Annotated in this window: 15 protein-coding genes and 1 tRNA gene; 9 read left to right on the top strand and 7 right to left on the bottom strand. The window is 68.1% G+C overall.

Annotated elements, in window-relative coordinates:
* Positions 1 to 89 precede the first annotated feature (89 nt).
* A complete protein-coding gene (locus AB0N27_RS25280; protein WP_364374596.1) occupies positions 90 to 668 on the top strand; it encodes a TIGR02611 family protein in 579 nt (192 codons plus the stop codon).
* 50 nt (positions 669 to 718) lie between these two features.
* Positions 719 to 790, top strand: a tRNA-Val gene (locus AB0N27_RS25275).
* Positions 791 to 1,023: 233 nt separating this feature from the next.
* On the opposite strand, the gene AB0N27_RS25270 is transcribed toward AB0N27_RS25275, so the two are convergent.
* From AB0N27_RS25270 to AB0N27_RS25245, 6 genes are all read right to left on the bottom strand, one after another.
* A complete protein-coding gene (locus AB0N27_RS25270; RefSeq protein WP_364374594.1) occupies positions 1,024 to 1,821 on the bottom strand; it encodes an aminoglycoside phosphotransferase in 798 nt (265 codons plus the stop codon).
* A 463-nt stretch (positions 1,822 to 2,284) separates the two neighbouring features.
* Positions 2,285 to 2,941, bottom strand: coding sequence for a GNAT family N-acetyltransferase (locus AB0N27_RS25265; protein ID WP_364374591.1), 657 nt, complete (start codon positions 2,939 to 2,941; stop codon positions 2,285 to 2,287).
* A gap of 30 nt (positions 2,942 to 2,971) precedes the next feature.
* Positions 2,972 to 3,505: a hypothetical protein gene (locus tag AB0N27_RS25260; RefSeq protein ID WP_364374588.1), complete on the bottom strand. Its 534-nt coding sequence runs from the start codon at positions 3,503 to 3,505 to the stop codon at positions 2,972 to 2,974.
* A gap of 465 nt (positions 3,506 to 3,970) precedes the next feature.
* Positions 3,971 to 4,648: a GPP34 family phosphoprotein gene (locus AB0N27_RS25255; RefSeq protein WP_364374585.1), complete on the bottom strand. Its 678-nt coding sequence runs from the start codon at positions 4,646 to 4,648 to the stop codon at positions 3,971 to 3,973.
* A 9-nt stretch (positions 4,649 to 4,657) separates the two neighbouring features.
* A complete protein-coding gene (locus AB0N27_RS25250) occupies positions 4,658 to 5,671 on the bottom strand; it encodes an acetamidase/formamidase family protein (protein WP_364374582.1) in 1,014 nt (337 codons plus the stop codon).
* Positions 5,668 to 7,065 carry an APC family permease gene (locus tag AB0N27_RS25245; RefSeq protein ID WP_364374579.1) on the bottom strand — a complete coding sequence of 466 codons (1,398 nt, stop codon included), beginning with the start codon at positions 7,063 to 7,065 and terminating at the stop codon, positions 5,668 to 5,670. The genes AB0N27_RS25250 and AB0N27_RS25245 overlap by 4 nt, the downstream gene beginning before the upstream one ends.
* 637 nt (positions 7,066 to 7,702) lie before the next feature.
* Here AB0N27_RS25245 and AB0N27_RS25240 point away from each other — a divergent pair.
* A complete protein-coding gene (locus AB0N27_RS25240) occupies positions 7,703 to 8,968 on the top strand; it encodes a helix-turn-helix transcriptional regulator (protein WP_364375001.1) in 1,266 nt (421 codons plus the stop codon).
* Here the strand turns inward: AB0N27_RS25240 and AB0N27_RS25235 are convergent.
* Positions 8,965 to 9,699 carry a haloacid dehalogenase-like hydrolase gene (locus AB0N27_RS25235; RefSeq protein ID WP_364374576.1) on the bottom strand — a complete coding sequence of 245 codons (735 nt, stop codon included), beginning with the start codon at positions 9,697 to 9,699 and terminating at the stop codon, positions 8,965 to 8,967. The genes AB0N27_RS25240 and AB0N27_RS25235 overlap by 4 nt on opposite strands.
* A gap of 559 nt (positions 9,700 to 10,258) precedes the next feature.
* Between AB0N27_RS25235 and fxlM the strand changes: the two genes are divergently transcribed.
* The 6 genes from fxlM (at position 10,259) to AB0N27_RS25205 (ending at position 17,018) form a co-directional block, all read left to right on the top strand.
* Positions 10,259 to 11,488, top strand: coding sequence for a methyltransferase, FxLD system (gene fxlM, locus AB0N27_RS25230; protein WP_364374573.1), 1,230 nt, complete (start codon positions 10,259 to 10,261; stop codon positions 11,486 to 11,488).
* 51 nt (positions 11,489 to 11,539) lie between these two features.
* The gene (locus AB0N27_RS25225) at positions 11,540 to 11,734 is read left to right on the top strand and encodes an FxLD family lanthipeptide (RefSeq protein ID WP_364374570.1); all 195 of its coding nucleotides are present in this window, start codon (positions 11,540 to 11,542) and stop codon (positions 11,732 to 11,734) included.
* Between the two features lie 96 nt (positions 11,735 to 11,830).
* Positions 11,831 to 14,926: a lantibiotic dehydratase gene (locus AB0N27_RS25220; RefSeq protein ID WP_364374568.1), complete on the top strand. Its 3,096-nt coding sequence runs from the start codon at positions 11,831 to 11,833 to the stop codon at positions 14,924 to 14,926.
* Positions 14,923 to 16,089 (top strand): lanthionine synthetase C family protein, encoded by a 1,167-nt coding sequence (locus AB0N27_RS25215; RefSeq protein WP_364374565.1) that lies wholly within the window; start codon positions 14,923 to 14,925, stop codon positions 16,087 to 16,089. The genes AB0N27_RS25220 and AB0N27_RS25215 overlap by 4 nt, the downstream gene beginning before the upstream one ends.
* Entirely contained in the window at positions 16,071 to 16,745 is a 675-nt protein-coding gene (locus AB0N27_RS25210) for a thiopeptide-type bacteriocin biosynthesis protein (RefSeq protein WP_364374562.1), read from the top strand. The genes AB0N27_RS25215 and AB0N27_RS25210 overlap by 19 nt, the downstream gene beginning before the upstream one ends.
* Before the next feature lie 12 nt (positions 16,746 to 16,757).
* Entirely contained in the window at positions 16,758 to 17,018 is a 261-nt protein-coding gene (locus tag AB0N27_RS25205; protein WP_364374559.1) for a hypothetical protein, read from the top strand.
* Position 17,019 lies beyond the last annotated feature (1 nt).

The raw sequence follows: 17,019 nt of genomic DNA, 5'->3' as shown, positions 1-17,019 counted from the left end.
CCGGCATCGGGTGGTTCAGTCGTCGACTTACTCCGGTAACGTCCAGTCGGGCGTTGCAGTGACGGGCCCGGGCGACACTGGGGGGTGAAATGGTCCCGAAACGATCCTCAGTGGATGAGCCAGCGACGTCCGGCCCGCCGAACGTCGCGGTCCGAGCAGCCGAAAAGCGGGGGTACGCAGTGCCGAAGGAGCAGCCAGGGCGACCCGGACGGACGACGTCCGGCGACAGCCGTTCCGGTGGCGTCCTCGTCGCCGGGAAGCCGCCGCAGCGCCCCCACTGGCGGCAGCGGATCTCGATGACCCTCGACCTCATCCGGGCCAACCCCACCGGCCGGATCGCCCTCAAGATCTTCATCGCGATCGCCGGGGCGCTCGTCGTGACCATCGGCATCGCCCTCATCCCGCTACCCGGGCCGGGCTGGCTGCTGGTCATCGCCGGGCTCGGCATCTGGGCCGTCGAATTCCACTGGGCCCGCCGCCTGCTCGGCTTCACCCGCCGACACGTCCAGGGATGGACGCGATGGGTGACGAGGCAGTCACTCGTTGTGCGAGCCGTGCTCGGTGCCGTCGGGCTGGTGTTCGTCGGCACCGTCGTCTGGCTGTCCCTCAAGTACAGCCTCGGCATCGACGTCGTCGCCGAGGCCATGCACTACATCGCGACGCACTGACCCCGGATTTCCGGTCCGGATCCACGATCGGGTAGAGTCAACGGCGCTGAGGGCGATTAGCTCAGTGGGAGAGCGCTTCGTTCACACCGAAGAGGTCGCTGGTTCGATACCAGCATCGCCCACTCTCAGTTTGTGCAGGTCAGAAGCCCGTTACCGGATGAGTCGGTAACGGGCTTCGCCGTATGTGCTACTTACATTGGGAGCAGATTGGGAGCAGCGCGGCTGCTTCTCTGTTCGGGCCGCCATGGACCTGTTCGGTTGAGTGACCTGATGTGCGGTCCCGAGCGGGCCTGCTGGCTAGTTGAGGGGTTGGGCCGACCGCTGCTGGTGCCGCGTGGCGGGAGGGTGGCCCCGGTTATGGCTGATGGGTTGACTGGCGGCCGTAGGTCCGATGGTTGGCCCATTCGCCGGTCCACAAGGCGAGGTCGTGTACCCAGAGCGCGGCGCTCTGCCGGGACTTGACGGCCCACTTTGTTGCGTTCTTCGACGCGAAGTGGTCCAGGACCTGACGGTCGGTCGCCGTCCATGCGGGAAGCTGGGTTAGCCACTCTTCTGCCTGTTCGGCGCTGTGGCCGCTGCCGATCAGCCACTGGACGAGCAGCGCGAGTTCGACCCATGCGGCGGCCTTGGTTGCCCACGCCCAGTCGACGATCCGTAGGCCGAGTGGCGTCACGATCAAGTTGGCCGGGTTGAGGTCGGAGTGGATAAGTGTCTCGCCGTTCATCGCCGGGTGCGCGAACCCGAGCCGGGTTGCCGGGGTGAACCACATCTCGCCAGGCGCAGGTGTCTTTTGAAGTGCTTTCAGCGCGGCGAGGAGCAGGTCGAGGTCACTACTGCCGGGTGACAGGTCGGGGTGGGGACCGGCAAAGTGTTCGGTCCCCACCACCAGCCAGCCATCGGATTCGAACTGCCACAGGACCGCGGGTGGGTGCCGTTCGATGGCGCGGGTGGCCGCGAGTTCGTAGCGCAGCGACCGAACGCTCAGCTCGCCGGAGGCAGCCTTGACGAAGATCCGCCCGGCGGGTCCGGTCACCGTCGAGGCGATCTCGGCGTGGTTGCCACTGGAAGCCGGGGTGACGTCGAAGGTTCCGCCGACCCGTTCGGCGATCCCTGCCGTGACACTCTCCGGCAGGGCGGTCCAGTCGCTACGCATCGGATCTCCCCTCTGCTACGTGCCCGGCTGAGGCGGATTTGGCGGACAGCAGGACTCGGCCTCGCCGCCCCAGAATTCCACGTCGACCCGGTAGTCGGTCGCGTGCAGCGCCGCGAGTGTGTAGGTGATGGCGGTGCCGTCATGCATGGCCCCGGTCAGGATCGGCCGGTGGTGCACGTAGTGGCCCGCGATCTGTTTGCAGGCGACGGTGTAGGGCTCGCTGATCTGCAGGGCGGGATGCCGGACAGCCGCACACAGCAGCGATGGTGACCACGCCGCCGACTATTTCAACCAGGCGGGCCGCAGCTGACAAGGCGCGGCGATCGTGAACGTGTTCCCCGGTCGGCCGATGCGGCTGCGGGAGCCAACGCTGGTCCCACCAAAGCACTGGGCTGGCTGCTCACGATGGGAGGTGGGGGAGCCGTCGTCCTTTCTGTCGACGGTTGGCCTGCGGATCGCATGCTCAGGGAACTGCACGGAATGGCGCGGGTTGGTTGGCTTGTGGTGGGACTGGCTTTGGTTGGCCAGGGGTGTGATGGCGCGGGTTTCGGCGCATGGTGCTCAGGGTTGGGCCTTCGGGCAGGTTGATGGTCGGTTGTGGTGTGTAGCCGTGACGGATGTGGGTTTTTTCCGCGTCGGTGGTGGTGCTGGTCCAGGACAGGAGGTTCACGTGGTCGAGTCGGCTGCGGTGGTGGTTGAGCAAGGCTGTGCCGCGGCCGGAGCGTCTGGCTGTGGGTTGTACGGCCAGGAACGCGAGGTGGTAGTGGGGTTCGGTGGGTCGTTCCTTGGCGAGCAGTCGGTCGAGTAGGTCGAAGCGGTCGGCGTGGGGGCCTGCGGCGTCGTTGAGGCGGGTGGGGTAGTTCGCGGGGGGTGGGATGGGTCGGTATCGGTGGAAGCCGACGGTGGCGGCGGTGGTGTCGTCGGTGAGGTAGATGTCGCCGTAGAACATGGCGTGTTCGATCCAGATGGCGAGGACGTCGGTGAGGATCCGGCGCCGTGGGCTTGGGTCGGGGATGAGCCATGTGGCGAGAGGGCCGGGATGGAGGGCGTCGGCGATGAGTGCGGCGACGTGGTCTTTGTCTGCCCAGCGAGCGGCGCGGATGCGCGGGACAGTGTCCATGGCATTTCCCTTGCGTTTGTTGTGGCGGGGTCAGGAGTTGTCGCCGCTCGTGGTGTGGGTGTGGACGAGGAACAGGTGGTAGTCGTCGACGAAGGCGCGGTTTCGGTCGCTGTCGGCTGGCGGTGTGAGTGCGGCTCTTTCGTAGGCGAGTAGTTCGCCGGTGGTGGGGTTGAGGATCAGTAGGAAGCGGATGTGGTCGGCGGTGGCGCTGATGCCGATGCCGGTTCGGCCTGCCCGGTCGGTCACCGATGGGTGGTAGGTGATGCCTGGGGTGTCGCGTAGGACGGTGAGGATCGCGGTGCGGGCGGCTTGGTTGGGGGTGCGCCAGCCGAGCAGGCTCGCGAGGCCGCGGATGACCGCGGTGGGTCCGAGGAATCGAGGTTGCGTGGTGTCGATCTGCGCGGTGAGTGCCGTCGGGTCGGCGGCGATCGGTCCGATGGGTCCGTCCAGCTGGCCGGGGTAGTAGGTGCTGTCGTCGGTGGGCTGGTTGCCGCCGGGGTAGCGGCTGCGGATGACGCGGCCGGAGGCGTCGTCGGCACGCCAGCGTTGCTCTTCGAACAGCACGATCCGCGTGGTCGCGCTGGTATCTCCGATCGTGGTGTCCGTGGCCCACTGGAGTAGATGGACGTAGGCGAACCGGCCCGGGATGGCATCACAGCCGGACGGCCCTGCCCCTACCGTCTTGAGGCCCTGCCGCGTCGGGGACGACGCTGACAGACGCGTCGGCACCTGGTCGAGTTTCTGTTGGGCGCGACTCTTGAGCTGGGCCGCAGTCAGGGCGGCGGGCGGTGGACACGGTGCCACCGTCGGCCGGGACGTGACGGTGCTTGGCGGCGAGGGTGGGGATTGCACGGGCCCGGCGGTGCCGGTCCAGGTCGGGATAGCGGTGGCGGCTGCGAGCAGACCGAGCACACAGGCGGCGGCCATAACCTTCATGGGTCCCCGGCCCACCGGGCGGGGTTTGCCTGTTGGAGGTCGCACGGGGGATTGGTTGGTCACGGTGGGCTTCCTCGAGGTGAGCGGACGGGGCTAGCGGTAGGCGGCGGTGGCCAAGTCGCCGACGGCGGCGTCAACGGCGGCGATGATGTCGCGCACCGGCTGATAGTGCTGCGCGGCGATGGCCTTCAGGCGAGCGGTTATGGCTGGGGTGTCGTCGTCGAGGTAGAGGTGGTGGGTGAGGCCGAGGTCGGCGACGAGGCCGGCGAGGGCGGCGGTGTGGTCGTTGGGTTGCTCGTGGCCGGCGGCGAGGTAGCGCAGGCGGGAGCGGGCGATGACCGCCCATTTGCTGTCGGAGGGCAGGTAGGTGTCGGCGCGCATGAGGCCGCCGAGGCGCCGTCGGGTGTACTGGCGCAGGATCCCGCCGGCGAACAGGCCGGCGCGGGTGCGGTCGTAGAGGTCGTCGGAGAACCCTCGCAGCCACCGTCGCAGCAGCGGGTGGGCGTCACGGATGGTGGCGGCCGCGGCATCGGCGATCAGGTCCCCGGTCGCGCGGTCGACGTGCGGGTGTATCCGTTGGTGCCCTGCCGCGCGGGTGTCGTCGTTCAGGTCGAGGGTCACCCGCCCGGCCAGGTACAGGTCGATCAGGACCGCGCCCGCGAGCCCGAGGGCGAGGGTCTGCCGGTGCACGTGGGGGTGTCCGGTGTCGTCGTCGTGGCCGAGGAGGAACAGTTCATCGCGCAGCGACGGGCGCGGGATCGGCGCGGTCATCGCCGGCTCCTACCGCAGCCCGGCGGTGAGTCGCCGCAGCCGCTCGTGTGCCCCGCCATACGCGGTACCCGCATCGGGGACCAGTGCCTTATCGACGGCGGCGAGGACGGTGTAGTTGGGGTCGCATACATTGCCGATCGGCGCCCGCCCCGCCTGCGACACGAGTTGGTAGGCGTCCAGGGTTTCCAGGCCTGTCAGGGCGCTGATCCAGCCGACGAGGTCGTGCTGGGCGATGCGGTAGGCGTCCTCCAACGGACGAGCACAGCCGATCGTCAGGACGTCCCGGTCGGTCTCCAACCGCGGCCAAGGCGTGCTGACGCCTTTGATGACGTCGATCGCGAGGGTGGTGGTCGTGGCGATCTCCACGCCGACGCCGCAGGCCTCGCCCTCGCCTTGGCGGGCGTGCCCGTCGCCGAGGGCCAGCATCGCCCCGTGAACATTCACCCCTAGGAAGAGGGTGGTGCCGGCGCGCAGCTGCGGGGTGTCCAGGTTTCCGCCGTGGGTGTCGGGCACGAGTGTGGAGCGGGCTTGGAACCCGTCGGGGGCGACACCGATCGTGCCGATCATCGGGTCCAGCGGCAGGTCCACGCTGTGATCGCTGCGGGTGGCCTCGAACCGGACGGTCCCGGCCTGCCGGTCGATGCCGTACACCCACACCCGCTCCTCCAACGGCGCTTGCAGGGTGGCCGTGTGGGAGGTGGAGGTCAGTGCCCCGAAGTGCGGGAACGTCGAGGACACACCCCAGTCCCGGGCCGGGGTGATGGCGGCGAGGTGCACGGCGAGGGTGTCGCCAGGCTCGGCGTCCTCGACGAAGAACGGCCCGCACACCGGGTTCAGGTACGGCATGCGGCACACCTGCGACGGCAGGTCCGCCGGCCCCCTCACGAGACCACCGAAGCAGTCCTCCGTCACGACGGTGAACACGTCACCCCCGCGCACGTGCGCCACCGGCATCCGACCGCCGAAGGTGTACGCCAGCTCGTCGCGGGCGGGCCGGTAGGTGAACGTGTCCATGCCGGTCACACCCGCTCCACGTGACGCGCCTGCGGCTGCGCGGGCGCCAACCCCGACAGTGCCGGCCGGCGGCCGGACAGGTACAAGCCGGCCAGGACGACCATCCCGAGGGCGAGCCAGGCCAGGCCGAGGCGCTGGGCGGCGATGTTGGCGTTGAGCACCACCCACACCAAGATGCCGAAGCCGACGGCGGGCATGACCAGGTGCGCCCACCAGTTACCGCTGCGCTCCCGGATGAGGTGATGCACCACGACTGAGACGTGAAGGACCAGGAACGCGACCATCGCCCCGAAGTTGATCAGCGACGACAGAAGGGTGATCCCATCCGAACGGGTCGCCATGTACAGGCCCAGCGCGAGGGACACGGCACCGGTGAGCAGCGTGGCGTTGATCGGCACGTTGCGCCGGATCGACACCTTTGCCAGAAATGCCGGCAATTGTCGGTCGCGGGCCATCGCGTACAGCAGCCGAGAGGTGGCGACCTGCGCGACCATCGAGTTCGGCAACCCCCACGCGATTGCCGTGGCCACAGCGCACGTCGTCGCCAGCCAACCCCCGCCGGCCACGGCGGCAGCGTCGTAGAAGGCAGTGCCGTTTGGATCGCCCTCCGCAAGAAGGCCGCCGGGGTCGGGGACGAGCATCGCGGCCAGCCACGTCTGCGCGATGAACAGCACCCCGGCCAGGATCAGGACGGCGGCCATGGCGCGGCCGATCTGCCGGGAGCCGCCCTTGGTCTCCTCCGCCAGCATGGATATCCCGTCGAAGCCGAGGAAGGACAGGACCGCGATGGACACCGCCCCCGCCACCAGTGACCAGGTGAAGGTGTCGGAGTTGTAGAAGGCGTCCCAGCTGAACCGGCCCCTACCCGAGGCGAGTGCCCATCCGGCGACGGCCAGGAAGACCGCCAGGACGATCAGCTCGCCGACGAGCATCACCCGGGTGACGGCCGCCGTCATGCGGATCCCCACCGAGTTGACGATCGTGTTGACCGCGACGAAACCGAGGAGCCACAGCCACACCGGCATCGCCGGGACCGTGGCGTGCATCGCCACCGACGCCACCAGGTACAACAGACCCGGAACGAGCACGTAGTCGAGAAGGATCACCCAGCCTGCGAGGAACCCGACCGGCGGGCTGATGCCGCGGCCCGCGTAGTTGTAGACGCTGCCCGACATCGGGAACGCCCGCACCATTTGCGCATACGAAAACGCCGTGAACACCAACGCCAGCACACCGATCGCGTACCCCAGGGCCACCAGCCCGCCCGAGCCGGCGTAGACACTGCCGAAGATCGCCATCGGCGCGATCGGCACCATGTACACCAGCCCATAAGCCAGGAGATCCCGGAACCGGAGCTGGCGCTCCAACTCCTGCCGGTAGCCGTAGCGACTTAGGTCGTCCATCCCTGATCCTTTCTCAAAGTTAAGCAACGATCCGTCGCTATGAAGTTCCCGCTGTTGCGGCTTAACCGCGACGTATCCAGGTCGGGGCCCCGCACTTGTTGGCGGCGGCGACGATGACTAAAAGCGAAATGACTCGATGTCGGTAAGGTTCGTTCGTCACGTCCGACAATCCGCCGACAAAGTCCTCTTCAGGCGACGACTCCAAATGTGCTGGAGTATGGCGGACACCGCCTTACTAGAATTCGCACTGCGGGTCGCGGCCACAGAGGGCTGCTCAATGGTGCGGGCCGGTGAAGGTGGGAGCTTGCCAGTACCGACGCAGCCAGTTATCGACACCCGGGCACTCAGCTGTCGGTATGTCTCAGTGTGAGCGCTGACGATACGAGAATGGCGTGGCATGGCGGGCGACTTGGCCCGCCGGCCGGTTACGCTTTCCTGCGCCCAGGTTCCCGTAGCAGGTGCGCTGCGACTCCACAAAGCATGCCCGGCTCCGAGACAACGCAGGGCGATGTTGGAACTTTGTCGGAGATTCTGGGAAGAGGCCGTTGGATAGCCAACAGCATCACAGACCTGCACTACAGTCCTCTCACGCCACAGCGTCTCGCATCGCGCGAGCGTTCACCGTCGGGAGGTGCTGATGTCAGGCGTTCCACCGCAAGACGTAGCCACAGCGTGGATCGGCCTTGGCCACATGCTTGCCCGCAGCCGAAAAGCTGCTGGTTACACACAAGAGACCTTTGCGCTTCGTGTCAACTATGGACGGAGCACGATCGCCAACGTGGAGACCGGCCGGCAACGAGTGCGGCGTGACTTCTGGACGCGAAGCGACGAGCTACTGGAGACTGGCGGCAGACTGACCCGAGAGTACGATCAGATCCAGCTTGCCCGCACCCGGCACGCGTCAAGCGGCATGACCGCTACTCAGCCTATGATCGCTGCGCGGCCGCCGTCCGTCCTAACGGTGGAGGCGCTAGCGTTCACACCTGAGACCGACTACCTGACGGGTGAGTGGAACAGCTTCTCCACCCTCACCAGCATGCTGGCCCAGCAGCGTCAGGCCGTATCACCCAGCGCGCTACTCGGGCTTATCGAGGCGCACCGCGATTGCTTGTCGACGCTCTACCGTAAGGCCGGCCGTGCACCCATCCGTGCGGATATCGGAGCCATGCTTGCAGAGGCCTCGATCGTCGCCAGCCGGCTCTGGAGTGCACAGGGCAAGCGCGCCCTCGCACTCGCTCACTGCGCCTCCGCCCGCCAGCTGGGCGACCGGCTCGGCAACCGCAGGATCAGCGCGACGGCACGGATCTTTGAGAGCAACCTCCACTCGGAAGCCGCCACACTGATCGAAGCAGACGGTGACATCATGATCGGCCTGCGACTACTCGACGAGGCCGCCCACGCTTCCGCACATCTCAACCCCGCAGCACGAGCTCGAATAGCCGCCGAACAAGCCCAAGCCTACGCCGCCCTGCGGCTTCCGCGCGAGGCTGCTGCGGCCCTGGAGCGCGCAGAAAATGCGGTCAACGATTTGTCGCCAGCTGACTGTGTCGGCCTCTATAGCGACTGGAGCAACGCCCGGCTCCATGTCTACGTGGGCACATGCCACCTACTTCTCGGCCAGCTCCACCAGGCTATAGAGGTGCTCGAAAACGCAGTACAAATGCTGGAACCCGACCAGAGCAACATTAACGTCGCCCTCGCCGCAGCAGTAGACTTGGCCAGCGCCTACGCCGAGGCCGGCGAACTTGAACAAGGCTGCGCCCTGCTCGGCAACACCTACAATCAGCTTAAAGCCGGTGGAAACCATCGAGGCATCGCTCGAGCTCAAAGAGCCCGAGAACGACTGGCCCGATGGCGTGCCGAGCCGGCTGTCCTCGAACTGGAGGAGCAGATGGCCGCCTAACAGGTGGCCGGCGAGCTGCCCGAGTTCAACAGGGAACTGACGGCGGCAACCACCATCGTTGGGTCGAGACTGTCGAGTACCAGGTCGGGTTCGTGCGAGGCCAACTCCTGACGTCCAATTCGGTGAGCGACGACGGCGACACGAAAGTTAGCGTGACGTGCGCAAGCGATGTCGTTGGGCGCATCCCCTATGACGACGACTCGAGCAGGGTCGAGCTGGTGACGGTAGATCCCGGAGTAGCGCTGGGCAACGATTGCCGGAAGCTGGAAACGGTCTCGAGCGTCCGACCCGAATCCGCCGATGCGAAGGTCGAGAAACTCATTCAAGCCCGCCACGTGCAGCTTCACCTCGGCGGCCGAACGTAGATTGCCAGTCAGCACGGTCTGGGTGAAACCACGGTCGTGTAACTCCGCGATGCTCGCCACCGCACCTGGATACGGCGCTTGGATCTCGGCCAACTCCCGCTGACCCTCTTGCATGACTGTGACGATGGCCCGACGGAAGGCAGGTATGCCCGCCTCCGCAGCTGACGGGTCGACGCCCGAGGCGATCGCCGTGTCGACGGCAATCGACTCGTCCGTATACCCGTGCACTCTCTTCTCAGGAAACACAACCTCGGACTCCGCGATGCCGTAGGCACGACCGATCGCTCGCGTCAGCCAGCGCAAGTCCGCAGGGATGAGCGTCCCGTCAACGTCCCAGATAACCAAGCCTGCGCCGCCGTGGTTCATAGCAGCATCGTCGCACGCGTACGGGCAGGTGACTCTGTCGAGCGTCGCGGGGGTTCGCGGCCGGGCTGGGATGGCCAGACAGCGGACGGGTCCCCTCTGACACGCCACCTCAGCCACGCTTCGGAAGAAGGAGTTCACGGCTGTCCCTGGTACAGACCATCGCAGGTCCGCGCTTGCTGATGGTGCGGGAATCGTCCACGCCGTGTCGGTGGATTGTCAAAGTTCGAGGACGTGTCTGTCCGACAACGTCCGACGGCGGGGATCGTAGTGGCGCCTGCCCCGAACTGCCGAGGAATTCCGTACCGATCCGATAGATCACACCCAAGGGCGCCCCCTTTTGTTGCCGACGTGGCGGCGGTCATCGCGCTGGCGATCGCTGTCGGCGGCGTGCTGTGCCGACGTCACCGGGCGGCGCCAGCAGACACCCCCGCCCCCGGCCGCCGGCTCATCCTGGACCCGATAGCACTGCTGGCCGCACCGTCGATGCTGGCTCGCCCGTTGCGAGCGAGGACAGTGTCCCGACCCGACCCGGTCCCACTTGAGGAAGAGGAAGTAGCGAGTGAGCCAGACAACGGGCATAGAACCCGCTTCCGATCGCGCCGTCGAGCTGCGTGCCGCTCTCGTCAGCGACTTGCGCGCCCAGCAGAAGATTACCTCGGAGGTAGTGGAGGCGGCGGTGCGTCGGGTGCCTCGCGAGCGGTTCATGCCCGCAGGCACCGACCTGGACGTCGCCTACGGCTTTGACAACTCGGTGGTGACCAAGCGCGACGAGCACGGTGTGCCGATCTCGTCGGTGTCTGCGGCCTATATCCAGGCGCGGATGTTGGAACAGGCCGAACTCGCGCCGGGCATGACGGTGTTGGAGATCGGTTCGGGTGGGCTGAACGCCGCGTACCTTGCGGAGATCGTCGGCCCGGAGGGTCGGGTTGTCAGCGTGGACATCGACCCGGAGGTTATCGACCGGGCCGCAACGCTGCTCGAAGAGAACGGCTACGGCAGCCGTGTCCGCGTTCTCGTCGCCGACGCAGAGCACGGCGTACCCGACGAAGGGCCATTCGACGCGATCATCGTCACCGTTGGCGCGTGGGATATCGCCCCCGCCCTGCTTGATCAATTGCGCGAGGGCGGGGTGATCGTCCTGCCGCTGATCATGAACGCGGTCACGAGGACGATCGGCTTCCGTCGCGACGGCGATCACCTGGTCAGCAGGTCGGTCGAGATCGCTGGGTTCGTACCGATGCAAGGCGACGGCGCGCACCCCGATCGGGTGTTTCTGCTGCCTGACGCGAATGGCCGGCACGTGCGGCTCCTGTTCGACTCCGGCGTGCCCGATCACCTAGACCGTCTCGACGGTGTCCTTACCACCAAGCGGACCGAGCTGTGGTCTGGCGTGACCATCGGCAGTGGGGTGTCGTTCGCCGACCTGCAGCTGTGGTTCGCGTGGTTCCTGCCCGGCTTCTGCCGCGTCGCAGCCGACGAGGGCACCGACCTGGCTGCCGAGCGCCTCTGGTTCCCCTTCGGTGTCATCGACGGCGCAGGCTTCGCCTACCTGGCATTGCGAACCGCGTCCGAGGGGGAGGGGTTCGAGTTCGGGGCCCGAGCCTTCGGCCCCGACGGGCAGCGGGCGGCCACCGCGATGGTCGAGCAGATCCGGGCCTGGGATCGCGACGGGCGCGACGTCGAGCCGCGCTTCGGCTACTGGCCCACCGACAGCGACCACACACACATCCCCGCTGACGCCGCTGTCATGGACAAGACCCACGGCATCATCTCGATCTCCTGGTCCTGACGACCAGGTGGCACCACCACATAACCCCTCCAGGTAAGGAGAGTGATGTCGATGGCTCCGCCGACCGCGGTCCTCGACGCCCCGCCGACCGACGCGGAGGTCGTCACCGACGACGACTTCGTGCTCGACATGCGGGTGGTCGAGGCGACCACGCCGCTGGTGACCATGGCGTGCAGCACGAGCGACGGCTGCGGAAGCAGCTGCGGCACCAGCGCCTGCGCCACCTCGTCCTACGACCCGGCCTGACCCTCAGGCTCCGCAAGGCAGTAGCAGCGCCGTCGGAGCCCGCGCTGTGCGGGCTCCGACGGGCCCCCACCCCTCCTACGCGGCAGGAGGCGTCAGATGCCGCCCCAGCGCAATTTTCAGCCCATCGGCCCGATGCTAGTCCGGGCCAACACCGACCCGGGCGACCTCGCCCCCGAGCCCGGAGCGAACCTGATCGGCCCCGCGGCCAGCGCCGAGGATGGCCTCGCATGGCTGGCCACGCAGTGGGGTCGGCCAGAAATCCGGGACGCCATCTCCCTGGCGAGCGCGGACCTGGCTCGTAGAGTCGACCAGCTCACCTCCTGCGACGCGACACACGTAACGGCCGGCGCTGTCCGCCGCGCCGTGCTCGCAACATGCGGCTACCTGCTGCGGTGGAAGCGGCGGACCACTCCCTTCGGGGTCTTCGCCGGCATCACTACCGCTGCTGTCGGTCCGGCCGCCGCAACAATCGGAGAGCGGCATCGCGCGATGGCCCGCGTAGACGGCGAATGGCTCACCCAGGTCACCGACCGCCTGGAGGCGCATCATGCTCTGCGGCGACGGCTGCTCGTCGTGGCCAACAGCGTGGCTGTCGTGCGTGACGGCCGCGTCATCGTCGCCGCCCAGTCTTTGGTGGGGCAGCGGGCGCCGGGATCGCTGAGGGAGACGTCTACCAGAAACACGGCAGCTGTCGGGCTGGTTCTACGGCTCGCGGCGTGGCCGATTCGTGTCGACCACCTCCTCGCACGGGTCGCGCACGACGTGCCTCAGGTGCCGGTCTCCACCGTCGAGGCGATGCTGCACGGCCTGATCGACGGTGGTTTCCTCATCACCAACCTTCACCCGCCGATGACCGCCGTGGACGGCCTGACCCACGTCATCGACGTCCTCAGCAGCGCCGGCGCGGCGGAAATGCCCGAGGTGGCGAGCAGCTTCGAGCAGCTCCGCGCTATCCGCCAACTCCTGACGCACCACAACGTGCAGGTAGATGGTCCGAAGGCGATCCTCGTCCGGTCCGAGGTGACGGACCGGATGACTGTTCTGGCGCCCGACGCAGAGCATCAACTCGCGGTCGACATGCGCCTTGACGCCCAGATCAGTATCCCGCCGCCGGTGCTGGACCAAGCGGCGCGCGCCGTCGACTTACTGATGCGCTTGAGCACGCAGCCGTTCGGGACGGTGGCGTGGCTGGACTACCACGCCCGCTTCCGCGACCGCTACGGACCCGGCGCACTGGTGCCCGTCCGGGAATTGCTCGCTGACTCCGGCCTCGGCTACCCGACCGGGTTCCTCGGCGCGCCCCGCGCCCGTCCCGCCTGGCGGGTCATCACCGAACGTGACACGCACCTGCAGGCCCTCATCCAGCAAGCGATCCTGAACGGCGCCGACGAGATCCACCTCACCGATGCTGACGTCAAGGCGCTCACCGTCGGCGATCACCGCACCACCGTCCCGCCACCCCGGGTCGAGGTCGCCTTCGCCGTTCACGCCACCACCGCCGACGCCATTGACCGAGGCGAGTTCACGCTCCAGATCACCGGTGCGCCCCGTACTCCGTCGAGCATGGCCGGCAGATTCGCCTACCTCCTCCACCCATCTGAGCAGAAGCAGTTGGCCGCGTCTTTCACCACCGAATCTGACAAGGCGTTAACGGTGCAGGTGTCGTTCCCGCCCCGCCTGCCGCGTAACCAGAACGTCACCCGCGTCGGCCGCATCCTGCCCTTCGTGCTCCCGCTGTCCGAGCAGCCAGGCTGGCCGGACATCGGCGTGGACGAGGTAGCCGTGACGGTTGACGGCGAACAGATGTACCTCGTCCACCGACCCACCGGCCGGCGGATCGTTCCGTACATCCCGCACGCCCTGGACACCATCGTGCAGAGCCCACCGCTAGCCAGGTTCCTCGCCGAGGTCGCCGACGCCCGCAGCACCGCCTTCGGCCCGTTCAATCACGGCGCAGCCGCCCGCAACCTGCCCTACATTCCCCGCATCCGCCACGGTCGCATCATCCTCGCCCCAGCGCGCTGGCTACTGACCTCTCTCGACCTGCCGCCCTCTACGGCAGGGGACACCGAGGACCCGTGGGATGTGGCCCTGGCCGAGTGGCGTCGGCGCTGGCGCGTACCCGCCCGCGTGGTGGCCTGCCGCAGCGAGCTCCGGCTCCCCCTCAACCTCGATCACGCGCTCGACCGCACCCTCCTACGAACCCGGCTGAACGGTGCCGAAGGACTCGAACTCCGCGAAGACGCCCCTGCCGAGGGCCACGGTTGGACCGACGGTCGACGAGTCGAATTCCTCACCGCAATGACACCAACCGCGCCGCCGACCCGTCGCCTCCCCGTCACCGCACCGCCAGGTGAGACGCTGCGGCCCGGTACCTCCACCGTCCTACACGCCCAGCTCATCGGGGCGCCGGCGCGATTCGACGACCTCATCACCACCCACCTACCACGACTTGCTGACCAGCTCGCCGGCCTCGGCCTCCAGCGTTGGTGGATCAGACGACACCGCGACACCATCCGCGTCGAAGCCGACCAGTACCTGTCCCTGTACCTCCGACTCGCCGAACCCACCGGACACGCCGCCGTCTACGCGGCCCTGGCCGAGTTCGCCGCCGACCTCGCCGCCCGCGCCCTGCCCGCCCAGCTCATCCTCGCCCCGTACCACCAGCACCCCGCCCGCTACGGTCACGGCCCCACCCTGGACGCCGCCGAGCAGGTCTTCGCTGCCGACACCACCGCCGCCATCGCCCAACTCCAAACCGCCGCCAAGGCCGGCATACCCGCTCAGGCGCTCGCCGCAGCATCCATGGCACGACTCGCCGCCGCGTTCGCCCCCGACCCCCACACTGGCTACCGCAACCTGCTGGCCAGTCTCCAGCAGGCCACAGCACCAGCCGAGCGCGCCATCACCGACCTGGCCCGCCGGCTAGCCGACCCCACCAGCAACTACCACGGCCTACGGGCCCTGCCCGGCGGGGACACCACCGCCGCCGCCTGGCAGGCGAACGACCGCGCCCTGTCCGCCTACCATGCGTGCCTGCTGCCGCAACGCGACCCCACCACCGTGCTGCGGACTCTCCTACATGAGCACCACATCCGCGCGGTCGGCGTGGACCCCGACTTCGAACGCGCCACCAACCACGCCGCGCGAGCCGCAGCGATGCGCTGCCTAGCGACGGCAGGCACCCGATGACCACCGCCATCGAGCAGCCCAATGCCGCGACGGACGAAGCCGACGGGCAGTCGCTCGCTACCGGCGGCGTCGGGCCTGCCCTCTTGGCGATCGAGCAGGCTCTTAACGGGGCCGGGACTTGGGCGACGGCACACCGCCTCGTCACGCAGGCCACGAGCAGCCCCGTCGATGCCGGACGTCACGCGGGCCTGTACTACGGCGCACCCGCCATCCTGTTCACGCTCAACGCCGCCGCCAGCGACGGCCACGAGCGGTACGCCGCCGCCCGGCGGCACCTCACCCTGCACGTCCGGCGGCTCATCCGGGAACGCCTCACCGACGCGGACATCCGCATGCGACACGGCCAGGCCGCCGCGTTCGCCGAGTACGACCTGTTCCACGGCCTCACCGGGCTCGGCGCGCTCTTGCTCCGGGACCTGCCCGACAGCGACGAACTCACCGACCTGCTGACCTACGTCACGCGGCTCACCGAACCCCAAACCGACGACGAGCACCGACTGCCCGGCTGGTGGGTCAACCACGACCCCGACCCCACGCTGCCTACTCCTGGCGGCCACGCCAACCTCGGAATGGCCCACGGCGCCGCTGGCCTTCTCGCTCTGCTCGCCCTCGCCCTACGCAAGGGCCGGCACGTCGACCGGCAGGCAGAGGCGACCGAGCGCCTGTGCTCCTGGTTCGAACGGTGGCAGCAGGACAGCAGGCACGGACCCTGGTGGCCACAGTGGCTCACCCGCGATGACCTCCGAACCGGCCGCCCGGCACAGGCAGGCCCCGGCAGGCCCTCGTGGTGCTACGGCACGCCCGGCATCGCGCGAGCCCTCCAACTTGCCGCCATCGCCACCAACCAACCCACCCGCCAGGCCGCAGCCGAGACGGCGCTCGCGGCCAGCCTGAGCTGCACTCAACTCGACCAGCTCACCGATCCCGGCATCTGCCACGGCCTCGCCGGGCTCCACGCGACCGCCTACCGGGCGGCCCAAGACGCCCTCACATCGGACATCGCCGCGCAACTTCCCGCGCTGGCTGAACGCCTCCAGCGCGTTCCCAGCCCCGACCACGCCGGATTCCTCACGGGCCACCCCGGCTGCTCACTCGCGTCGGAAACCGCGCGCAAAAACACACCTCCTCGCACCAGGTGGGACACATGTCTACTGATCACTTGACCATCAGCCCCTATCGGATGGCCGCTCTCGTGGAGGCGGTCCTCGCGGGCACTCCGATGGTCACCGCGGCTGCCGAGATCGGGATCGACGTAGACGTCGTCGACGCGGCCGTGCACACCTACCGCACCGCCGGACTCACCGCTCTGCACCACCGCCACCACAACACCTGGCTCCATGCCCACATCAAGCCGGTCGACTGGAACACCGCCGAGGCCGTGCTCCGGACGGAGGTTGCCCCGCGCCTCGACCAACTCGACGGGCAGACCGGCTGGTGGTTCCTACGCAAACACCCGTACTGGCGGATCCGCATCCGCGGCGCCCATCCCAAGGCCATACGCGCATCGCTCGCTGACCTCACCACCAGCGGAGTCCTCGCCGGCTGGAAGCCAGGGATCTACGAACCCGAGACGGGAGCGTTCGGCGGAGACACCGCGATGGCCATCGTGCACGAGCTGTTCTGCGCCGACAGCCGAGGCGTCCTCGACTACAGCGGGCAGCATGCGCCCCCGATCGGGCGCCGGGAGCTGTCACTGCTGCTCATCCGAACCCTGCAGCACCACGCGGGACTCGACTGGTTCGAGGCAGCGGACGTGTTCGACCAGGTAGCCCAGATGCGCCCGGCCCCCGCAGCCGCCGACACCAGCCGCGTCGCGTAGCTTGCTGCCCAGATGCGACCCCTCCTCGCGGTCTCCGCTGACGCGGTGTTCGCCCCCGGTGAACCCTGCAGCGAGGCCGACGCCTGGCACGCAGCCTTTGCCACCGCCGGCCGCCAGCTCGCCGACGCCCAGCTCGCCGGACGACTTCGCCGAGGCATCCGCGCCGTTCTCGCCCAGATCGTGATCTTCCACTGGAACCGGCTCGACCTACCGGCCCACGCACAAGGAATCCTCGCCCACGCCGCGACCAACGCCATCCTGCCCAGGAGCTGAC

It is taken from the genome of Micromonospora sp. NPDC093244 (assembly GCF_040683695.1).
Classification (GTDB): domain Bacteria; phylum Actinomycetota; class Actinomycetes; order Mycobacteriales; family Micromonosporaceae; genus Micromonospora.
Note: the sequence above shows the minus strand (reverse complement) of the source record. Positions and strands in the feature narration are given on the sequence as shown.

Excerpts from the sequence above, each read along its gene's own strand:
- AB0N27_RS25205 (WP_364374559.1), top strand. The coding sequence starts at position 16,758 with ATGCGACCCCTCCTCGCGGTCTCCGCTGACGCGGTGTTCGCCCCCGGT.
- AB0N27_RS25265 (WP_364374591.1), bottom strand. The coding sequence starts at position 2,941 with ATGGACACTGTCCCGCGCATCCGCGCCGCTCGCTGGGCAGACAAAGAC.
- AB0N27_RS25215 (WP_364374565.1), top strand. The coding sequence starts at position 14,923 with ATGACCACCGCCATCGAGCAGCCCAATGCCGCGACGGACGAAGCCGAC.
- AB0N27_RS25220 (WP_364374568.1), top strand. The coding sequence starts at position 11,831 with ATGCCGCCCCAGCGCAATTTTCAGCCCATCGGCCCGATGCTAGTCCGG.
- AB0N27_RS25245 (WP_364374579.1), bottom strand. The coding sequence starts at position 7,065 with ATGGACGACCTAAGTCGCTACGGCTACCGGCAGGAGTTGGAGCGCCAG.
- AB0N27_RS25235 (WP_364374576.1), bottom strand. The coding sequence starts at position 9,699 with ATGAACCACGGCGGCGCAGGCTTGGTTATCTGGGACGTTGACGGGACG.
- AB0N27_RS25255 (WP_364374585.1), bottom strand. The coding sequence starts at position 4,648 with ATGACCGCGCCGATCCCGCGCCCGTCGCTGCGCGATGAACTGTTCCTC.
- AB0N27_RS25280 (WP_364374596.1), top strand. The coding sequence starts at position 90 with ATGGTCCCGAAACGATCCTCAGTGGATGAGCCAGCGACGTCCGGCCCG.
- AB0N27_RS25240 (WP_364375001.1), top strand. The coding sequence starts at position 7,703 with ATGTCAGGCGTTCCACCGCAAGACGTAGCCACAGCGTGGATCGGCCTT.
- AB0N27_RS25225 (WP_364374570.1), top strand. The coding sequence starts at position 11,540 with ATGGCTCCGCCGACCGCGGTCCTCGACGCCCCGCCGACCGACGCGGAG.
- AB0N27_RS25270 (WP_364374594.1), bottom strand. The coding sequence starts at position 1,821 with ATGCGTAGCGACTGGACCGCCCTGCCGGAGAGTGTCACGGCAGGGATC.
- AB0N27_RS25210 (WP_364374562.1), top strand. The coding sequence starts at position 16,071 with ATGTCTACTGATCACTTGACCATCAGCCCCTATCGGATGGCCGCTCTC.